The organism is Actinokineospora xionganensis, assembly GCF_014323725.1.
GTDB classification, from domain to species: Bacteria; Actinomycetota; Actinomycetes; order Mycobacteriales; family Pseudonocardiaceae; genus Actinokineospora; species Actinokineospora xionganensis.
Genome location: NZ_JABVED010000004.1, coordinates 225,627 through 247,205, shown reverse-complemented (window position 1 = coordinate 247,205; position 21,579 = coordinate 225,627). Strand labels below are relative to the sequence as shown.

The following is a 21,579-nucleotide window of genomic DNA, read 5'->3' as shown; positions in this document are numbered from 1 at the left end:
CGACATGAGGAGACACCGATGACGGACGACGCTGGGCGGGTGGCGCTGGTGAGCGGCGGCTCGCGCGGGATCGGCCGGGCCGCCGTGCTGCGGCTCGCGGCCGACGGCTACGACGTGGGGTTCTGCTACCGGTCCAATGAGGACGCCGCGCGGGAACTGGAGAAGACGGCGGGTGAACTCGGCGTCCGGGTCCGCGCGGTGCGCGCCGACGTGTCCGACGCGGGCTCCGTGCGCGGGCTGCTCGCCGAGATCAACGGCGAACTCGGGCCGCCGGACACCGTGGTCACCGCGGCGGGCATCACCAAGGACAACCCGCTGCTGATGATGCGCGACGAGGAGTGGAACGACGTCATCGACGTCAACCTCACCGGCGTCTACAACGTCTGCCGCGCCGCGGTGTTCGAGATGATGAAGCGCAGGCGCGGCACCATCGTCAACATCTCGTCGGTGGCGGGCGTGTACGGCAATCCGACGCAGACCAACTACTCCGCGTCCAAGGCCGGGATCATCGGGTTCTCCCGCGCGCTGGCCAAGGAGGTCGGGCGCTACGGCATCCGCGTCAACGTGGTCGCCCCCGGCTTCATCGACACCGACATGACCTCGGTGCTCTCGGCCAAGGTCAAGGACAACGCGATCGCCTCGATCCCGCTCGGCAGGCTCGGCACCGCCGACGAGGTGGCGGACCTGGTCGGCTACCTCGCCTCGGACCGGGCCGCCTACATCACCGGAGCCGTCTTCCAGATCGACGGCGGCATCACCATTTAGTGTCCTGCGCCGGAAATCCGACATCTTTCTCGGCGGCCCAGCTTCCCGCTGACCGCACGGACGAAAGGCCCACGGACAACCAGTACGCGAACCTTCCGCCCGCACGCCCAGCGAAAACCTGGACCACCGATAAGACGCCGGATTCCGGCGCAGGACACAAACTCTCGCAGGACATCAGATCGGAGACGGCAGCCCATGGCCAAGCGACCACCCCGCTGGTACTTCTCGTTCCGCAGCCCATACTCCTGGCTGGCCTACCGGGACCTGATCGACACCTACCCCGACGTCGCCGCCCGGATCGAGTGGCGCCCGTTCTGGGAGCCGGAGCCGCGGCTGCACGATCGGCTCGAGGCGGCGGGCGGCGGGTTCCCATACGTCCCGATGTCGCGGGAGAAGCACCACTACATCCTGCAGGACGTCCGCAGGCTCGCCGCCGAGCGCGGGCTGACGTTCTCCTGGCCGGTCGACCGCGAGCCGCGCTGGGAGGTCGCCCACCTCGGCTACCTCGTCGCCGCGGACCGCGGCCTCGGCCGGGAGTACATCGCCCAGGTGTACCGGGCCCGCTGGGAACTCGGCCTGGACATCTCCGACCCGCTGACGATCACCTCGATCGCCAGCGACCTCGGCACCGACCCGCGCGGGCTGGCCGACGCCGAGCGGTTCCCGGCGATCCAGGAGCGCGGTGTCGCCGCGCTGCTCGACGTCAGCGCCGACGGCGTGTTCGGGGTGCCGTTCTTCGCCCGCGGCTTCGACAAGTTCTGGGGCCTGGACCGGCTTCCTGGCTTCGTCGCGGCGATGCGCGCAGCCGCGGCGGACGCCAAGGCGAGCACGGTCGCCGAGCACGCTCACGCCCCGGCCCTGGCCTCCGCAGGCGACTTCGGTCACGCCGGCGGGTGCGGCTAGGGCACGCCCTGGACCTGACCGACCAGCACACCACACGAGGATGGATCGCCATGCCTGACTCCGGGTCGGGCCGTTTCCCGTTGACGGCCGCACAGTCGGGAATCTGGTACGCACAGCAACTGGATCCCGAGAATCCCATCTACAACGCGGGGGAGTACCTGGAGATCCAGGGCACCGCGGACGAGGCCCGACTGGAGGAGGCGCTGCGGCAGGTCGTCGCGGAGGCGCAGACCCTGCGCGTGCGGATCGTCGCCGACCACGACGGGCCGTGGCAGGTGCTCGACCGCGAACCCCGGTGGTCGCTCGACGTCGTCGATGTGAGCGCCGAGCCGGACCCGCGAGCCGCCGCCGTCGCCGCCATGCGGGCGGACCTGGGCAGGCCCGTGGACCCCGCGCACGGACCGCTGTTCCGCTTCGCACTGTTCCGTGTGGACGGTGAACGGGATCTCCTCTACTACCGTTACCACCACGTCGTCGTCGACGGGTACACCGTGGCGATGATCGCGCAGCGGATCGGCGAGGTCTACACCGCGCTGGGCGACGGCATCCCGGCGCGGGTCTCGCCGTTCGCGCCGCTGTCGACCCTGGTCGAGCTCGACGCCGACTACCGGGCGTCGGAGAAGTTCGCCGCGGACAAGGAATTCTGGCGGGAAGCGCTGGCGGGCGCCGCCGAGCCGGTGAGCCTGGCCGCGCGCAAGCCGACGATGGCGCACGGCCTGGTGCGGCACACCGAGTACCTCGCCGAGCCGATCGCCGACGCGCTGCGCGAGCTCGCCAGGGAGGTCGGCGTCCCGTGGCCGTCGGTGCTGATGGGGGCCGTGGGCGCGTACCTGCAGCGGTTCACCTCGGCGCCCGAGGTCGTGCTCGGGCTGCCGGTCACCACCCGTCTCGGCAAGTCCGCCCGGTCGGCCCCAGGCATGGTGTCCAACGTCGTGCCGCTGCGCCTGGCGGTCACGCCGGGACAGACCGTGGCGGAATTGCTGGCGCACACGGCGGAGCAGCTTCGGTCGGCGATGCGCCACCAGCGCTACCGCTACGAGGACCTGCGTCGCGACCGCGGCCTCCTCGGCGACGAGCGGCGCCTGGTCGGGCCCGAGGTCAACGTGATGATGTTCGACTACGACCTCAAGTTCGGCACGCACCGCGCGCTCGTGCACAACCTGTCGATCGGCCCGTCCGACGACCTCTCGGTCAACGTCTACGACCGCGGCGACGGCCGGGGGCTGCAGATCGACTTCGACGCGAACCCTGAGCTCTACGCCGACGAGGAGATCGCCGCGCACCAGCGCCGGTTCGCCGCTTTCCTGGGGAACCTCGCCGTGGCCGGGCCGCGACGGGCGGTCGGCACCGTGGAGGCACTGCTGCCGGGGGAGCGGGACCAGGTCGTCACCGCGTTCAACGACACCTCGGCGCCGGTCGCCGCCGACACCCTGACCGAACTGCTGCGCCGGCAGGCGGAGCGGTCGCCCGAGTGCACGGCCATCGTGTTCGAGGGATCGTCGATCACCTACGCCGAACTGCACGCCCGGGCGAACCGCCTCGCCCACGTCCTGGTCGAGCGCGGCGCGGGTCCCGAGCGGGTGGTCGCGCTCGCCCTGCCGCGGTCGGTGGACCTGATGGTCGCGCTGCTCGCCATCCTCAACTCCGGCGCGGCCTACCTGCCCATCGACCCGGACTACCCGGCCGACCGGATCGCGTTCACCCTGGCGGACGCGCGGCCCGCGCTGCTGCTGGCGAGCACGGCGACGGTGGCGGTGCTGCCCGCCGAACTCGACGTCGACGTCCTTGTGGTGGACGGGCCGGACGCGGAGCGGCTGGGCGAGCGGCCCGCGCATCCGCCCGCTGTGATGGTGGACCCGGCGAACCCGGCGTACATGATCTACACGTCGGGCTCGACCGGGCGCCCCAAAGGCGTGCTGGTGCCGCACCAGGGGATCGTCAACCGGCTCAAGTGGATGCAGGACCGCTACCGGCTCACCGCGCGCGACCGGGTGCTGCAGAAGACCCCGTCCGGCTTCGACGTGTCGGTGTGGGAGTTCTTCTGGCCGCTCATCGAGGGCGCCACCCTGGTGGTCGCCCGACCGGAGGGCCACCGCGAACCCGCCTACCTCGCCGAGCTGATCCGCGAGGCCCGGGTGAGCACGCTGCACTTCGTGCCGTCGATGCTGCAGGTCTTCCTCGCCGAGCCCGCCGCGGCCGAGTGCACCGGGCTGCGCCAGGTCATGTGCAGCGGCGAGGCGCTGCCCGAGGAAGTGGTGGCGCAGTTCCACCAGACCCTGCCGGGCGTCGAACTGCACAACCTCTACGGGCCGACGGAGGCGTCGGTCGACGTCACGTCGTGGGAGTGCGCCGACGCGCCGGGTCCGGTGCCGATCGGGGCACCGGTGTGGAACACGAGCACCTACGTGCTCGACGCCGCGCTGAACCCGCTGCCGGTCGGCGTGGTGGGCGAGCTCTACCTGGCGGGCGTGCAACTCGCCCGCGGCTACCACGACCGCCGGGGGCTCACCGCGGAGCGTTTCGTCGCGGATCCGCTGGGGCCGCCCGGATCGCGCATGTACCGCACCGGCGACCTGGCCCGCTGGGACGCCGCGGGCAACCTGCACTACGCCGGGCGCGCCGACCACCAGGTGAAGATCCGCGGCCTGCGCATCGAACTCGGCGAGATCGAGACCGTGCTCGCCAGGCAGGCGGGCGTCGCTACGGCCGCGGTGATCGTGCGTGAGGACCGTCCGGGGGACAAGCGCCTGGTCGGCTACCTGGTCCCGGATGACGGCCAGGGTCCCGACCTCGACCAGGTGCGCGCCGCCCTGGCCGGAGCGCTGCCCGACTACATGGTGCCGTCGGCGTTCGTCGTGCTCGCCACGCTTCCGTTGAGCGCCAACGGGAAGCTGGATCGCAAGGCGCTGCCCGCGCCGGACATCGCGGCCACCGTGTCCACTCGGGGGCCGCGCACCCCGCAGGAGGAGATCCTCGCCGGGTTGTTCGCCGAGGTGCTCGGCCTGCCCAGGGTCGGGGTCGACGACAACTTCTTCGACCTGGGCGGGCATTCGCTGCTGGCCACCAAGCTGATCAACAAGATCAGGTCCGCGTTCGGTGTCACGCTGACGATCCGAACGGTGTTCGAAGCCCCGACCGCGGCGACGATGGTCGGGAAGCTGGGCTCCGACGCGCGGGCCTCCGACGCACTCGACGTGCTGCTTCCGTTGCGTCCGCACGGCGATCGGCCCGCGGTGTTCTGTGTCCACCCCGCGGGCGGGCTGTCCTGGTGCTACGCCGGGCTTATCAAATACCTGGAGGGCGGATATCCGATCTATGGTCTGCAGGCGCGTGGACTCGACGGAGAGGAGCCGCTCCCGGGCAGCTTCGCCGAGACCGCGGCCGACTATCTGCGGCTGATCCGCGAAGTTCAGCCCACTGGTCCCTATCACTTCGTCGGCTACTCCTCCGGGGGAATCCTGGCGCAGGTCATGGCCGCGCAGTTGGAGGCGGCGGGCGAGCAGGTCGGCCTGGTGGCGATCCTGGATACCTACCCCGGCCAGACGCTCGCCGAGCTCAACGAGCAGGACGTGCTCGCCGACCTGCTCAGCTGGGTCGGCTACGACCGGCGCCACCTCGGCCGCAAGCCACTGACCCACCAGAAGGTCACCGACACGCTGCGCAAGTTGGGCAGCTCGCTGGCGAGTCTGGAGCAGCGGCACATCGAGGCCATCGGCCGGATCTACGCCAACAACCGGAACCTCGTCCACGAAAGTGTCCCGTCGTTCTACAAGGGCGACGTGGTCGTGATCGCCGCGACTCTCGACAAAATCGACATCTCGCCGACCCCGGAAACGTGGCGGCCTTATGTGGGCGGCCGGATCAAGACCCGCCGGGTTGACCGCAAGCACACCGATCTGATGAAGCCGGGACCACTGGCGGAAATCGGCGGAATTCTCGCGGAAGAACTGCGAGAAATCCACGGAGAATAATTCGAGAATCGAGGAGGCTCGATATGACAAACCCGTTCGAGAATGCCGAGGGCACGTTTTTGGTGCTCGTGAACGACGAGAACCAGCACTCGCTGTGGCCCGCGTTCATCGACGTGCCCGCGGGCTGGCGCACCGTCCACGGCGAGGCGAGCAGGGACTCCTGCCTCGCCTACGTCGAAGAAAACTGGACCGACATGCGCCCAGCCAGTTTGGTGAATGTGTGAGTCGGTGACATGGCGCGCCCTCCGGGCGCGCGGCTCGGTCGCCTTTAAGTGACGGCTCGGGGCCCTGGATTCGGAAACCTGCGGACACGACGACTGCGTCGCGTGCCCACAGCCTCCCGAATCCAGGGCCCCGAGCCGTCACGCGACCGAGCGTGTCGGTTGGCTTCAACCCCCATCCCTGCAGCAATAGGAAACAGGCTTCCGTGTCTATGTGTGGGGTGTCAGGATTGGTTTCGAAGATGGGATCGGCGCCGCTGGAGCCCCGATTCTCGTCGCTTCCACCGAAAGGAAACTTGAGATGACTGCCGCCGTCGACGAGCGCATGGACCAGATCAAGGACATTGTCTGCGAGATCCTCGAGATCGACGCCGACGAGGTCACCCAGGAGAGCCTGTTCAAGGAGGACCACGGCGCGGACTCGTTGCGCGCCATCGAGATCCTGGCCTCGCTGGAGAAGCAGTTCTCCACCGTCATCGACCAGACCGAGCTGGGCCGCATGGTCAACCTTCGGGGTGTCTACCAGGTCGTCGGCGAGTCCGCGGGCTGGTAGGGCGCGCCGACTGCCCGGGCCGGCTCAGGGTTCCCCCTCCCTGAGCCGGCCCACCCCGCTCCTTCCCCGCTTTCCTTCCCTTGCGCCAAAGAACGAGATCGACCGCACGAAGCTGACTGGAGGCTGTGAAAGATGACCAAGCCTGGCATCGCGGACGTGCTGCCGCTCTCGCCGCTGCAGGAAGGTCTGCTGTTCCACTCGCTCTTCGACGAGCAGGGTGTCGACGTCTACACGGTGCAGCTGCTGTTCGACCTCGACGGCGCCCTGGACACCGCGGCGCTGCGTGCGGCGGCCCGTGCGTTGCTGCGCAGGCACCCGAACCTGCGGGCGGCGTTCCGGCACGAGAAGCTGAACCAGCCGGTGCAGGTCATCCCGCGTGAGATCGACCCGCCGTGGTCGGAGGTCGATCTGTCCGAACTGGACGGTGCCGCCCAAGCGGCCGAGCTGGACCGGCTGATCGCCGCGGACCGGGCCACCCGGTTCGACCTCTCCCGCCCGCCGCTGCTGCGGTTCACCCTCTTCCGGCTCGGCCAGGACCGCCACCGGCTCGTGCTGACCAACCACCACATCCTGATGGACGGCTGGTCGATGCCGATCCTGGTGGCCGAGTTCTTCGAGCTCTACACCCGCGACGGCGACGAGTCCGGTCTGCCGCCGGTGACCCCGTTCAAGCAGTACCTCGCCTGGCTCGCCTGCCAGGACCGCGCCGGCGCCGAGTCCGCCTGGGCCGCCGCGCTGGACGGGCTGGCCGAGCCCACGCTGATCGCCCCGGACGCGGTGGAGAACACCGGGATCGCGCCGGAGCACCACATCGTCGCCCTCGACTCCGAAGCCACCCGGCGCATCGCCGAGCAGGCCCGCGGCAACGGCCTGACCATGAACACCGTCGTGCAGGGTGTCTGGGCGCTGCTGCTGGCCCGCCACGTCGGCCGCGAGGACGTCGTCTTCGGCGCCACCGTGTCCGGCCGTCCCCCGGAGATCCCCGGCATCGAGTCGATGGTCGGCCTGTTCATCAACACCCTGCCGGTCCGGGTCCGGCTGACCGCCGCCGAGTCCTTCGCGGACGTGCTGCGCGGTGTGCAGGACGAGCAGTCGCGGCTGATGGCGCACCAGCACCTCGGACTCACCGAGGTGCAGCGGGTCGCGGGCCACGCCACGCTGTTCGACACCATCGCCGTGTACGAGAACTACCCGATGGACCCCGCCGCGCTGCGCCCGGCCGCGGGCGACATCCAGGTCGCGTCGGTCAGCGCGATCGACGCGACGCACTACCCGCTCGGCCTGATCGCCGGGATCGAGGACGGCCGCCTCGTCCTGCGCCTGGACTACCGGCCCGAGGTGCTGGCCGCCGACACCGTGCGCCGCCTCGCCGACCGGCTCGTCCACCTCTTCGAGACGCTGTCCGCGGGCCTGGACCAGACGGTCGGCCGTGTCGACGTGCTCACCGCGCCCGAGGTGCACCAGGTCGTCGAGCTGTGGAACGACGACTCCGACGCCCAGCCGCCCGCGCACGCCTCGATCGTCGAGGCGTTCGACCGGCAGGCCGCGCGGACACCGGACGCCACGGCCGTGGTGTTCGAGGAAACCCGTCTGTCCTACCGGGAACTGGACCAGCGGGCGAACCGGCTGGCGCACCTGCTGGTGGCGCGCGGCGCCGGGCCGGAGCGCTTCGTCGCCCTGGCCGTGCCGCGCTCGGCGGAGCTGGTGGTCGCGGTGCTGGCGGTGCTCAAGTCCGGCGCCGCGTACGTGCCGCTCGACCCGGACTACCCGCCGGAGCGCCTCGCCTACATGGTCGCCGACGCCGAGCCCGCGCTGATCGTGGGAACGCGCGACGGTGTCGCCGCGCTCGGGCGGGACGTCGACGTCGACGCGGTCGTCCTGGACGACGACGAGACCGTGGCCGCGCTCGCGCTGCTGCCCGCCGAATCCCCCGCGGTCGAACTGCGCCCGGAGCGGCCCGCGTACGTGATCTACACCTCGGGTTCGACGGGTCGCCCCAAGGGGGTGGTGATCCCGCACGGCAACGTGCTTCGCCTGCTGTCGTCGACCGACCACTGGTTCGGGTTCGGACCCGACGACGCGTGGACGCTGTTCCACTCCTACGCCTTCGACTTCTCGGTCTGGGAGCTGTGGGGCCCGCTGCTCCACGGCGGCAAGCTTGTCGTGGTCCCGCATTCGGTGACCCGGTCCCCCGAGGAGTTCCTGCGCCTGCTCGCCCGCGAGCGGGTCACCGTCCTCAACCAGACCCCGTCGGCGTTCTACCAGCTCATGCAGGCCGACCGGGAGAACCCGGCGATCGGCCGCGAGCTGGCGCTGCGCTACGTGGTCTTCGGCGGCGAGGCGCTGGACCTGTGGCGGATGTCGGACTGGTACTCCCGCCACGGTGACGACGCCCCGGTGCTGGTCAACATGTACGGCATCACCGAGACGACGGTGCATGTCAGCTACCTGGCCCTGGACGCGCGCACCGCGGCGGTCAGCCCGGGCAGCATGATCGGGCGCGCGATCCCGGACCTGCGTGTCTACGTGCTCGACAGCGGGCTGCGCCCGGCCCCGCCCGGGGTGGCGGGCGAGATGTACGTCGCCGGTTCCGGCCTGGCCCGCGGCTACCACGGCCAGTCCGGCCTGACGTCGCAGCGCTTCGTCGCCGACCCGTTCGGCGCGCCCGGCACCCGCATGTACCGCACGGGCGATGTCGCGCGCTGGGCGCAGGACGCGAACCTGGAGTTCGTGGGCCGCGCCGACGAGCAGGTGAAGATCCGCGGGTTCCGGATCGAACTGGGCGAGATCGAGTCGATCCTCGGCGCGCACGACAGCACCGGCGACGTCGCGGTGTTGGTGCGTGAGGACCAGCCGGGCGACCGGCGGCTGGTGGCCTACGTCGTGCCCGCCGCGGGCGGCACGCTGGACACCGCGACCCTGCGCGCCCACGCGGCGGGCCTGCTCCCGGACTACATGGTCCCCTCCGCGTTCGTGGTGCTCGACGCGCTTCCGCTGACCCCCAACGGAAAGCTCGACCGCAAGGCGCTGCCCGCGCCCGAGTTCGCCTGCGCCGCGGGCGGCCGCGCGCCCCGGACCCCGGTCGAGGAACTGCTGTGCGGGCTGTTCGCCGAGGTCATCGGCGTCGCCTCGGTCGGCGTGGAGGACAGTTTCTTCGACCTCGGCGGGCACTCGCTGCTGGCGACCCGGCTGGTCAGCCGGGTGCGCTCGACGCTCGGCGTCGAACTGTCGATCCGCACGCTGTTCGAGGCGCCCACCGTGGCCGCGCTGGCGGGCAGGCTCGCCGGCGCGGACGGCGCCCGTCCCGCCGTGCGCCCGGCGGTGCGTCCCGACGTGATCCCGCTGTCGTTCGGCCAGCGGCGGCTGTGGTTCCTCAACCGGTTCGAGAACCAGTCCGCGACCTACAACATGCCGCTGACCATGGACCTCGACGGCGAGTTGGACATCGACGCGCTGCGCCGCGCGCTCGACGACGTCATCGCCAGGCACGAGCCGCTGCGCACCCGGTTCCCGGACATCGACGGCACGCCACGCCAGGAGATCGTCGACGACGCCCGGCTCCCACTGTCCGTCGTCGACGTCGCCGAGTTCGAAGTGGACAACGCGGTGGCCAGGGCCGCCGCCCGTGGCTTCGACCTGGCGACCGAGTTGCCGGTCCGCGCGCACCTGTTCACCGTCGGCGCCGACCGGCACGTCCTGGTCCTGGTGATCCACCACATCGCGGCCGACGGCTGGTCGATGGCGCCGCTCCTGCGTGACATCTCCACCGCGTACGGGGCCAGGCGCGCGGGCGGGGAACCGCGCTGGGAGCCGCTTGCGGTGCGGTACGCGGACTACGCGCTGTGGCAGCGGGACATGCTGGGCGACGAGCACGACCCCGACAGCGTGCAGTCACGCCAGCTCGCCTTCTGGAAGGACGCCCTGGCGGGCATCCCGGAGCAGCTGGACCTCCCGACCGACCGGGCCCGGCCCGCTGTGGCGGGCCACCGCGGCGGGTCGGTCGAGTTCGAACTGGACGCCGACCTGCACCGAGGACTGCTCGGGCTCGTCCGCGGCAGCCGGGTCAGCCTGTTCATGACGCTGCAGGCCGCCCTCGCCGCACTGCTGACCCGGCTCGGCGCGGGCACCGACGTGCCGATCGGCAGCGCCATCGCGGGCCGCACCGACGAGGCACTCGACGACCTCGTCGGCTTCTTCCTCAACACTCTGGTGCTGCGCACGGACACCTCGGGCGACCCGACGTTCCGCGACCTGCTCGGCCGGGTGCGCGAGACCGACCTGGCCGCGTTCGCCAACCAGGACGTGCCGTTCGAGCGACTGGTCGACGCGCTCAGCCCCGACCGGTCGCTGTCGCGGCACCCGCTGTTCCAGGTGATGCTGACCGTCGAGAACAACCCGGCACCCGAGTTCGACCTGCCCGGCGTGCGCTGCGCTCCGCGCGACGCAGGCCTTGAGGTGTCGAAGTTCGACCTGTCCTTCGGTTTCGAGGAGCGTACGGGCCGCGACGGCGCGCCCGCGGGCATCCACGGCGCGATCGACTTCACCTACGACCTGTTCGACGAGGAGACCGTCGCCGCCCTCGGCAGGCGCATGGTCCGCGTGCTGGCGGCGATGGTCGCCGACCCCGGCGCGCGGGTCAGCCAGGTCGAACTGCTCGACGCCGACGAACGCGAGCGGGTGCTCGTCGAATGGAACGGCGCGCGCCGGGAGGTGCCGGTCGTCCCGCTGCCGGAGCGGCTGCGGGCCACGGTGGCCGCCCACCCGTCGGCGACCGCGCTGATCCACGGTTCGGAAAGCGTCGACTACGCCGAACTCGACGCCCGCGCCAACCGGCTCGCCCGCACCCTGATCGAGCGCGGTGTCGGGCCGGAGCGCTACGTCGCGATCGCCCTGCCGCGCTCGGTGGACCTGGTGGTCGCCCTGCTGGCCGTGGTGAAGACCGGCGCGGCCTACCTGCCCGTCGACCCGGAGTACCCGGCCGAGCGGATCCGGTTCATGCTCGCCGACACCGCTCCCGTGCTGCTGCTGACCGCCGCCGACGCCAACCTCCCCGAACTGTCCACAGAGGTCACCCGACTGCGGCTGGACGACCCCGCGGTGGTCTCGCACGTCGCGTCCCGACGCTCGGATGAGATCACCGACGCGGACCGGGTCGCGCCGCTGCGGCCCGAGAACCCGGCCTACGTGATCTACACCTCCGGCTCCACCGGCAGGCCGAAGGGCGTTGTCATCGACCACGCCGCCCTGTCGGCCTACCTGGCGTGGACGTCGGCGAAGTACCCGAGCACCGGCGGGCTCACCGTGCTGCACTCGCCGATCTCGTTCGACCTGACGGTCACCGGCCTCTACACGCCGCTGGTCGCGGGCGGGACGGTGCTGCTCTCCGCGCTGGAGGACGACGAGCAGGTGCGCGCCGCGCTCGCCGAGCGCGAGTGCACCTTCCTCAAGGCGACACCGAGCCACCTCGCGCTGCTCGCCGCGCTGCCGGGGGAGTACTCGCCGAGCGGGCACCTGCTGCTGGGCGGCGAGATGCTGCTCGGCGAGGCGCTCACCGACCTGCGCACCCGAAAGCCCGACTGCACGGTCCTCAACGTCTACGGCCAGACCGAGACGACGGTGAACTGCGCGGAGTACCGGATCGAGCCGGGCTCCGAGGTCGACGCCGGGCCGCTCGCCGTGGGCAGGCCGTTCGACAACATCGACGTCTACGTCCTCGACGCGGCCCTGCGCCCGGTGCCGCCCGGTGTCACCGGCGACGTGTACGTCGCGGGCAGCCAGACCGCCCGCGGCTACCTGAACCGGTTCGCCCTCACCGCGGAACGCTTCGTGGCCAACCCGTTCGGCCCGCCCGGGTCGCGGATGTACCGCAGCGGCGACCTGGCCAAGCGGCGCAACAACGGCGACCTGGTGTTCATCGGCCGGGCCGACGACCAGGTCAAGGTCCGCGGCTTCCGGATCGAACTCGGCGAGATCGAGTCGGTCGTGGTCGGCCACCCGGGCGTCGCCACCGGGTCGGTGATCGTGCGTGAGGACCGGCCGGGCGACCGACGACTGGTCGCCTACCTGGTCCCGAACGGCGCCGGTCTGGACCAGGCCGAGGTCCGCGTCCACGCCGAGGCCGCGCTGCCGGACTACATGGTGCCGTCGGCGTTCGTCGTGCTCGACGCGCTTCCCCTGACCCCCAACGGAAAGCTCGACCGCAAGGCGCTGCCCGCGCCGGACCTGACCCCGGTGTCCACCGGGCGGGGTCCGCGCGACGCCACCGAGGAAGTCCTGTGTGGACTGTTCGCCGAGGTGCTCGGCGTGTCGACCGTCGGCATCGACGACAACTTCTTCGAGCTCGGCGGCGACAGCATCATCTCCATCCAGTTGGTGAGCCGGGCCCGCCGGGCCGGGCTGGTGATCACCCCGCGCAACGTGTTCGAGGGCAAGACCGTCGCCGCGCTCGCCGCGGTCGCGGGCACCCTCGACAGCGTGGTCAGCGCGGGCCCCGACCAGGGCACCGGGACCGTCGCGCTGACCCCGGCGCTGCACCGCTTCCGCGAGCGCGGCGGACCGATCGGCCGGTTCAACCAGTCGACGGTGCTGCAGGCCCCCGCCGACCTCGACCTCGACGGCCTGGTCAAGGTCGTGCAGGCGGTGCTCGACCGGCACGACGCGCTGCGGATGCGCCTCGACCGCGACGACACCGGCTCGGAGTGGAAGCTGGAGATCCCCGAACCGGGCACGGTTCCCGCCGCGCGGTGCGTGCGCCGGGTCGACGTCGCCGGGCTCACCGGGGCCGCCTTGCGCGAGTCGATCGCCGCGCACAGCGACCAGGCCTGGGACCGCACCGAGCCCGGCGCGGGCCGGATGGTGCAGGTCGTCTGGTTCGACGGCGGACCGGGCGAGGCGGGCCGGGTGCTCGTCGTCGCGCACCACCTCGTGGTCGACGGCGTGTCCTGGCGGATCATCACCGAGGACCTCGCCGCGGCGTGGGCGGCGGTGAGCGCGGGCCGCGAGCCCGCGCTGCAGGAGGTCGGCACGTCGTTCCGGCGCTGGTCGGAGCACCTCACCGCGCAGGCGCACGACGCGCGGCGGATCGCGGAACTGCCGATGTGGACCGAGATCCAGGACGAATTCGACCCGCTGTTGGGCGACCGGCCGTTCGACCCCACCCAGGACACGATGGGCTCGGTCGGGTTCGTCACCCAGACCCTGCCCCCGGAGCTGACCGCGCCGCTGCTCACCGTGGTTCCCGGCGTGTACCGCTCGGGTGTCAACGACGTGCTGCTCACCGGCCTCGCGCTGGCGGTGGCGCGGTGGCGGGCGAGCCGCGACGAGGACGAGACCTCCGTCGTGCTCGTGGACCTGGAGGGCCACGGCCGCGAGGAGTCCAGTGTGGACGCCCCGGTTGACCTGTCCCGCACGGTCGGCTGGTTCACCACCCGCTATCCCGCGCGGCTCGATCCCGGCGAGGTCGACTGGACCGAGCTGGCCCAGGGCGGGCCCGCCGTCGGCGCCGCGCTCAAGCGGGTGAAGGAGCAACTGCGCGGGCTGCCGGACAGCGGAATCGGCTACGGCCTGCTGCGTTTCCTCAACCACGACACCAGGGCGGAGCTGGCGGACCTGCTCGACCCGCAGCTCAGCTTCAACTACCTCGGCAGGCACAGCGTCGCCACCGCGGCGAAGCCGACGCCGTGGGCGGCGGTGACCGACGCGGGAACGGTCGGCGGCGTGGATCTGGAGGGCCCCAGGCCGGATCCGGCGACCCCGCTCACGCACAGCCTGTCGGTCAACGCGATCACCGAGGACCACGCGGACGGGCCGCGCCTGGTGGTCATCTGGTCCTGGCCGCGGACCCTGCTCACCGAGCCGGACGTCCGCGAGCTGATGGACGACTTCGCCGAGGCGCTGCGCGGCCTGGTCGCGCACGCCGAGCGCGACGACGTCGGCGGGCTTACCCCGTCCGACACCGGGCTGGTCGCCATCACCCAGGACCAGCTCGACCGGTTCGAGTCGCGCCTGGACACCCCTGACGACGGCGGCGACGACGCGGACGAGTTCAGCGACGAGTGGGAGATGGCGCAGTGAAACAGTCCAGGCTCGAAGACGTCCTGCCGCTGTCCCCGATGCAGGAGGGACTGCTCTTCCAGACCCTGCTGGATTCCTCCGGCGAAGACCTCTACCTCTCCCAGCTCCTGCTCGACATCGAGGGCCCGCTCGACGTCCGCGCCCTGCGCGTGGCGGCCACCGCCCTGCTGAACCGCCACTCCAATCTCCGCGCCGGGTTCCAGCACCAGGACGTCGAGCGACCGGTCCAGGTCATCCCGCGCAAGTTCACCGTGCCGTGGCGCCAGGTCGACCTGTCCACACTGGACCCGGACGCGCAGGCGGCGGAACTGGCCGCGCGGCACGCCGCGGACCGGGCGGAGCGGTTCGACCTCGCCGCGCCGCCGCTCATGCGGTTCAGCGTGTACCGGCTCGCCCCGGGCCGGTTCCGGCTGGCGCTGAGCAAGCACCACCTGCTGCTCGACGGCTGGTCCATGCCGATTGTGGTGCGCGAGCTCTTCGAGCTCTACGCCGCCAAGGGTGATGACAGCGGCCTGCCGCCGGTCACGCCGTACAAGAACTACCTGTCCTGGATCGCGCGACAGGACCGGGCGGCAGCGAACGAGGCCTGGCGCGCGGCGATGGCCGGGCTCGACGAGCCGACCCTGCTGCTGCCGACCGACCCCGGCGCCGCGCCCGGACGGCCGGTCACGGTGACCCGCGTGGTGCCCGAGGCCGTCGCCGAGGCGGTGCACGGCTGCGCCCGGACGCGGAGCCTGACCCTCAACACGCTGGTGCAGGGGGCCTGGGGCCTGGTGCTCGGCACCCTCACCGGGCGCTGCGACGTGGTGTTCGGCAGCACGGTCTCCGGCAGGCCGCCGGAGGTCACCGGTGTCGAGTCGATGGTCGGGCTGTTCATCAACACCCTGCCGGTGCGGGTGCGCTGGAGCCCGGCCGAGCCGGTGGTCGACCTGCTGAACCGGCTGCAGGTCCAGCAGTCCGAGCTGATGCCGCACCAGTACGTCGGCTTGGCCGAGGTCCAGGCGATGGCGGGCTACCAGCGGCTGTTCGACACGGTCACCGTGTTCCAGAACTACCCCGTCGAGTACGACGACGACACCGCCACCATCGGCGGGCTGCTGATCCGCGGTGTGCCCACGAAGGACGGGACGCACTACCCGCTGAGCTTCGCGGCCGGTGTCGCCGGACGCGAGATGCAGCTGCGGCTGTCCTACCGCACCGACGTCTTCGACGCCGAGCAGGTCGAGTCCATCATGGACAGACTGGTCGGCACGCTCGCCGCGGTCGCGGCGGACCCGGAGCGGCCGGTCGGCCGGATCGACACGATGTCGGCCGCCGAGCGGGAACGGGTGCTCGTCGACTGGAACGCCACCGCCGCCGACGTTCCGGCCGCCACCATCTCCCAGCTGTTCGAGGCCCAGGTCGACCGCACCCCGGACGCGCCCGCCCTCATCCACGGCGACACCACCCTGACCTACGCCGAACTCGACGAGCGGGCGAACCGGTTGGCGCACCTGCTGATCGCCCGCGGCATCGGGCCGGAACAACTCGTGGCGGTCGCGGGCGCCCGCTCGGTCGACCAGATGGTGTCCGTGCTGGCCGTCGGCAAGGCGGGCGCCGCGTACCTGCCGGTGGACCCCGACTACCCCGCCGACCGGATCGCCTACATGCTCGACGACGCCCGCCCCACGCTGGCACTGGTCGACGCCGCCGCCGACGAGGTCATCGCCTCCGCGTCCGACCTGCCCCGGCTGGCCGTCGACGGTCCGGACGCGGTGGGGGAGCGCGCGACCCGCCCGACCGACGCCGACCGGGTCACGCCGCACGTTGCGGCCAACCCCGCCTACGTCATCTACACCTCGGGCTCCACCGGACGCCCCAAGGGCGTCGTGGTGTCCCATGGTGGCGTCGCGAGCCTGGTCCACACGCACACCACCAGGCTGGGTGTCGGGCCGGGCACCCGCACGCTGCAGTTCGCCTCGCCCAGCTTCGACGCCGCCTTCTGGGAATACGTCATGGGTCTGCTCTGCGGCGGTGCCCTGGTGCTGGCGAGCCGGGAGCAGATGATGCCGGGCGAGCCGCTGGCCGCGGTGCTGCGCGAGCAGCGGATCACCCACGCCACGCTGCCGCCGGTCGCGCTGGCGAACATGGCCGCCGAGGCCGACCTCCTGCCCGACGGCCTGCTGGTCACCGCGGGGGAGGCGTGCTCGGCCGAACTGGTCCGGCGCTGGTCCGCGGGCCGCACGATGATCAACGGCTACGGCCCGACCGAGACCACCGTGGCGTCCGCGATCAGCGGGCCGCTGACCCCCGGCGGTGTCCCGCCCATCGGCACGCCGGTGACGAACCTGCGCTGCTACGTCCTCGATTCGGCGTTGCGGCCCGCGCCTCCCGGCGTGGCGGGCGAACTGTATGTGTCGGGCCTGGGACTCGCCCGGGGCTACCTCAACCAGGCCGCGCTGACCGCGAACCGGTTCGTCGCCAACCCGTTCGAGGCGGGCGGCGCCCGGATGTACCGCACCGGCGACGTGGTCCGCTGGACCGCGGCGGGCGAACTGGAGTTCGTCGGCCGGGCCGACGAGCAGGTGAAGATCCGCGGCTTCCGGGTCGAACTCGGCGAGATCGAGGCCGTGCTGGCGCAAGACCCCGCGGTGGCCCAGGTCCGCGTGTTCGTCCGCGAGGACCGGCCGGGCGACCGACGGCTGGTCGGCTACGTCGTGCCCGCTTCCACTGAGGACACCGCCGCCGCTACCTCCACCGACTTCGACACCGACGCTTTGCGCGAGCACGCGGCCGAGGTGCTGCCGGAGTACATGGTCCCTACCGCGCTCGTCGTGCTCGACGAGTTCCCGGTGACCCCCAACGGGAAAGTCGACCAGAAGGCCCTGCCCGCACCCGACCTGGTCGCCGTCCCCGGGCGGGAGCCCGCGACCCGCGAGGAGCAGGTGCTCCGCGACCTGTTCGCGCAGGTGCTGGGCGTCGACGGGGTCGGTGTCGAGCAGAGCTTCTTCGACCTCGGCGGACACTCGCTGCTGGCGACCAGGCTGGTCAGCCGGGTCCGGTCGGCGCTGGGAGTGGAACTGCCGATCCGCACGCTGTTCGAGGCGCCCACGGTCGCCGCGCTCGCCCGCAGGCTGGACGGCTCCACGGCCAGGAACGCCCTCGTGGCCCGGCCGCGGCCCGACGTCGTGCCGTTGTCCTTCGCGCAGCGCAGGCTGTGGTTCCTCAACCGGATGGGTGGACAGGCGGGCGCGTACGCGCTGCCGGTGGCGATCAGGCTCACCGGTGACCTGGACCGCGCCGCGATGCGGCGCGCCCTCTCGGACGTCGTCGGCAGGCACGAGTCGCTGCGCACGGTCTTCCCGGAGGGCGACGGCGGCGTGCCGCACCAGGTCGTGCTCGACGCGCACGAGGTCGAGCTGTCGATCGCCGACGTCGCGCCGGACGCGGTCGACGCCGCGATCGAGTCGGCGGCCGCGTCCGGGTTCGACCTGACCGCCCAGCCGCCGCTGCGCGCGCACCTGTTCGCCACCGGCGAGCGCGAGCACGTGCTGGTCCTGCTGCTGCACCACATCGCCGCCGACGGCTGGTCGATGGCGCCGCTGGCACGCGACCTGTCCCTGGCCTACACCGCGCGAACCGCCGGTGAAGCTCCACAGTGGACACCGTTGGCGGTGCAGTACGCCGACTACGCGCTGTGGCACCACGAACTCCTGGGCAGCGAGGACGACCCGGACAGCGTGATCGCCCGCCAGCTCGGCTACTGGTCCAAGCAGCTGGCCGGGATCCCCGACGAGCTGAGCCTGCCCGTCGACCGGCCCCGTCCGGCGACGAGCGACTACCGCGGCGGCCGGGTGCCGGTGCGGGTGGACGAGCGCACCCACGCGCGGCTCGCCGAACTGGCCAGGGCGGCCGCGGTGAGCCCGTTCATGGTGTTGCAGGCCGCGTTCGCGACCCTGCTCACCAGGCTCGGCGCGGGAGAGGACATCCCCATCGGCACGCCGATCGCGGGCCGGACCGACGACGCGCTCGACGACGTGGTCGGGTTCTTCGTCAACACCCTGGTGCTGCGCACCGACACCTCCGGCGACCCGACCTTCCGGGAGCTGCTGCGGCGGGTCGGCGAGACCGACCTCGCCGCGTACTCCCACCAGGACGTGCCGTTCGAGCGGCTGGTGGAGGTGCTCAACCCGCGGCGCTCCCTGGCCCGGCACCCCCTGTTCCAGGTGATGCTGACCCTGCAGAACAACTCCGAGGCGAGCCTGCCGCTGCCCGGCCTCGAAGCCACCGCGCACCCCGCCTCCGGCGGCGGCGTGAAGTTCGACCTGTCGATGAGCATCGTGGAGCGGCACACCGAATCCGGTGCGCCGGACGGCTTCGAGGGAATGCTGGCCTACCGCGCGGACCTGTTCGACGAGGCGACGGCGCGGCGGATCGCCGACCGGTTCGCCCGCGTGCTGGCCGCGGCCACCGCCGACCCGGACACGCCGATCGGGGCGTTGGACGTCCTCGACGCGGCCGAGCGACACCGGGCGCTGGTCGAGTGGAACAGCGCGGCGCACGACGTGCCGATCGTGCCGGTCGCCGAACTGATCGAGGCCCAGGTCGCCCGCACGCCCGACGCGACAGCGGTGACCGGCGCCGGGAACGCCCTGTCCTACCGAGAACTCGACGAACGCGCGAACGCGTTGGCCCACCTGCTCATCGCGCGCGGCGCCGGGCCGGGCGCGCTCGTCGCGCTGGCGCTGCCGCGATCGGTCGACCTGGTCGTGGCGATGCTCGCGGTGCTCAAGTCCGGCGCCGCGTACGTGCCGCTCGACCCGGACCATCCCGCCGAGCGCATCCGGCACGTGCTCGACGACTCCGCTCCCGCCCTGCTGATCAGCACCGGCGCGGTGTCCGGCAGGCTGCCGCACGCCGACGTTCCCGTGCTGCTGCTGGAGAACGCCGACCTCGCCGCCCATCCGGTCACCACGCCCACCGACGCCGACCGGACCGCGCCGCTGCGGCCGGGACATCCCGCGTACGTCATCTACACCTCGGGATCCACCGGCAGGCCCAAGGGGGTCGTGGTCGAGCACCGGTCGGTCGCCGACTACCTCGGCTGGACCGCCGCGGCCTACCCGAGCGCGGCGGGCGCCGCGCTGCTGCACTCGCCGGTGTCGTTCGACCTCACCGTGACCGCGCTCTACACCCCGCTCGTCGCGGGCGGCTGCGTCCATGTCGCGGCGCTGGAGGAGTCCGACGACACCGCCGAGGCGCTCACCGCGCGGCCGTGCACGTTCCTCAAGGCGACGCCCAGCCACCTGCCGCTGCTGACCGCGCTGCCCGAGGGGTACTCCCCGACCGGTGAGCTGCTGCTCGGCGGCGAGGCCCTGCTCGCCGAGGCGGTCGAACCGTGGCGCACGGCGCATCCCGACGCCGACGTGGTCAACGTCTACGGTCCGACGGAGGCGACGGTGAACTGCACGCAGTACCGCGTCCCCGCCGGAGCCGCGCTGCCCGCGGGCTCGGTGCCGATCGGCAAGCCGTTCGCGGGAACCCGCGCCTACGTGCTGGACGCGCGGCTGCGGCCGGTGCCGCCCGGTGTCCCCGGCGAGCTTTACATCGCGGGTGCGTCGCTGGCTCGGGGTTACCTCAACCAGCCGGGGCTGACTTCGCTGCGGTTCACCGCCGACCCGCACGGTCCGGCGGGCTCGGTGATGTACCGCACCGGTGACCTGGCGCGGGCGCTGCCCAGCGGTGACCTCGTGTACCTGGGCCGGGCCGACGACCAGGTGAAGCTGCGCGGACACCGCATCGAGCTCGGCGAGATCGAATCCGTGCTGCGCGGCGTGGACGGCGTCGCCGGGGCCGCGGTGCTCGTCCGCGCGGACCGGTTGATCGCCTACGTTGTCGGCTTGGCGACGCCGGAGGTGTTGCGCGCCCGGCTCTCGCGCCTGCTGCCCGACTCCATGGTGCCCGCGGCCTTCGTCGCCCTCGACGCGCTTCCGCTGACCGGCAACGGAAAGCTCGACCGCTCCGCGCTGCCCGACCCGGACTTCGCCGAACGGGCCAAGGGTCGCGCGCCGCGCACCCCGACGGAGCGCGCGGTGTGCGAGCTGTTCGGCGAGGTGCTGGGCGTGGCGGGGGTCGGCGTCGACGACAACTTCTTCGACCTCGGCGGGCATTCGCTGCTCACCACCCGCGTCGTCGCGTCGATCCGCGACCGGCTCGGGGTCCGCCTCGGGGTCGCTGCGGTGTTCCACGCGCCCACGCCCGCCGAGCTGGCCGCGGTGGTCGACACCGGTGCGGCGAGTGTCGCACGGTCGGCCGAGGCGGCGTTCGAGTCGCTGATCACCCTGCGCGCCAACGGATCTCGGCCGGCCCTGTTCTGCGTGCACCCAGGCCTCGGCATCGGCTGGGTCTACTCCGGACTGCTGCGGGTCCTACCCGCGGACCAGCCGGTGTACGCGCTGCAGGCCCGCGGACTGACCGGTGCGGCCGAGTTGCCCGAGTCGATCGAGGCGATGGCCGAGGACTACCTCGCGCAGATCCTCGCGGTGGCGCCGCAGGGGCCTTACCGCCTGCTGGGGTGGTCCTTCGGCGGGCTGGTCGCGCACGCCGTCGCCACCCGGCTGCGGCGGGCGGGCGCCGAGGTCGAACTGACCATGATGGACGCCTACACCGGCCTGCGGCGCGGGGAAAGCAGCCGTGAGGACTTCCTGCGGAGCCTGTTGGCCGCCGGGGGAGTGGACCCCGCGGGCTGTGAGTCGACCGACGAGTTGACCCACGAGCGGGTGGCGGCCGCGCTGGCCGAGTCCGGCAGCGTGTTCGGCGCCCTCGACGCGGACCGGCTCGCCAGGGTCGAGCGCGTGGCCGCCAACAACGCCCGCCTCGCCGACGCCTTCGTCCCGCAGGTCTACGCCGGGGACGTCCGCTACTTCCAGGCGACCGCCGGACGCGGCCCGGACGCCCCCGAGGTGTCCGGCTGGGCGTCCGCTGTGGACGGACGAATCGAGGTGCACCCCATCGACTGCTCACACGACGAGATGACCCAGCCGGGACCGCTGGCCCGGATCGCCGAGTTCCTGGCAGACCAGCGCAGCACTGCCGACCTATCCGAGAGGTGAGA

Annotated in this window: 7 protein-coding genes; all 7 read left to right on the top strand. The window is 72.1% G+C overall.

The window, feature by feature from the left end; all coding sequences use genetic code 11:
- Positions 1-18 precede the first annotated feature (18 nt).
- The 7 genes from fabG to GPZ80_RS09770 all read left to right on the top strand — a co-directional run bounded on the left by fabG (position 19) and on the right by GPZ80_RS09770 (position 21,577).
- Positions 19-765, top strand: coding sequence for a 3-oxoacyl-[acyl-carrier-protein] reductase (gene fabG, locus GPZ80_RS09800; protein ID WP_187219978.1), 747 nt, complete (start codon positions 19-21; stop codon positions 763-765).
- Between the two features lie 195 nt (positions 766-960).
- A complete protein-coding gene (locus GPZ80_RS09795) occupies positions 961-1,668 on the top strand; it encodes a 2-hydroxychromene-2-carboxylate isomerase (RefSeq protein ID WP_187219977.1) in 708 nt (235 codons plus the stop codon).
- A gap of 50 nt (positions 1,669-1,718) precedes the next feature.
- Positions 1,719-5,639: a non-ribosomal peptide synthetase gene (locus GPZ80_RS09790; protein WP_187219976.1), complete on the top strand. Its 3,921-nt coding sequence runs from the start codon at positions 1,719-1,721 to the stop codon at positions 5,637-5,639.
- 23 nt (positions 5,640-5,662) lie between these two features.
- The gene (locus GPZ80_RS09785) at positions 5,663-5,863 is read left to right on the top strand and encodes an MbtH family protein (RefSeq protein ID WP_187219975.1); all 201 of its coding nucleotides are present in this window, start codon (positions 5,663-5,665) and stop codon (positions 5,861-5,863) included.
- Positions 5,864-6,161: 298 nt separating this feature from the next.
- Positions 6,162-6,413 (top strand): acyl carrier protein, encoded by a 252-nt coding sequence (locus GPZ80_RS09780; RefSeq protein ID WP_187219974.1) that lies wholly within the window; start codon positions 6,162-6,164, stop codon positions 6,411-6,413.
- A gap of 132 nt (positions 6,414-6,545) precedes the next feature.
- On the top strand, positions 6,546-14,486 hold the full coding sequence (locus tag GPZ80_RS09775) for a non-ribosomal peptide synthetase (protein WP_187219973.1): 7,941 nt from the start codon (positions 6,546-6,548) through the stop codon (positions 14,484-14,486).
- Positions 14,483-21,577: a non-ribosomal peptide synthetase gene (locus GPZ80_RS09770; protein ID WP_187219972.1), complete on the top strand. Its 7,095-nt coding sequence runs from the start codon at positions 14,483-14,485 to the stop codon at positions 21,575-21,577. Before GPZ80_RS09775 ends, GPZ80_RS09770 begins: the two co-directional genes overlap by 4 nt.
- The last annotated feature ends 2 nt before the right edge of the window (positions 21,578-21,579 follow it).

Bases quoted from the DNA above. Each gene is read 5' to 3' on its own strand.
- GPZ80_RS09785 (WP_187219975.1), top strand. From the start codon at position 5,663: ATGACAAACCCGTTCGAGAATGCCGAGGGCACGTTTTTGGTGCTCGTG.
- GPZ80_RS09790 (WP_187219976.1), top strand. From the start codon at position 1,719: ATGCCTGACTCCGGGTCGGGCCGTTTCCCGTTGACGGCCGCACAGTCG.
- fabG (WP_187219978.1), top strand. From the start codon at position 19: ATGACGGACGACGCTGGGCGGGTGGCGCTGGTGAGCGGCGGCTCGCGC.
- GPZ80_RS09780 (WP_187219974.1), top strand. From the start codon at position 6,162: ATGACTGCCGCCGTCGACGAGCGCATGGACCAGATCAAGGACATTGTC.
- GPZ80_RS09795 (WP_187219977.1), top strand. From the start codon at position 961: ATGGCCAAGCGACCACCCCGCTGGTACTTCTCGTTCCGCAGCCCATAC.
- GPZ80_RS09775 (WP_187219973.1), top strand. From the start codon at position 6,546: ATGACCAAGCCTGGCATCGCGGACGTGCTGCCGCTCTCGCCGCTGCAG.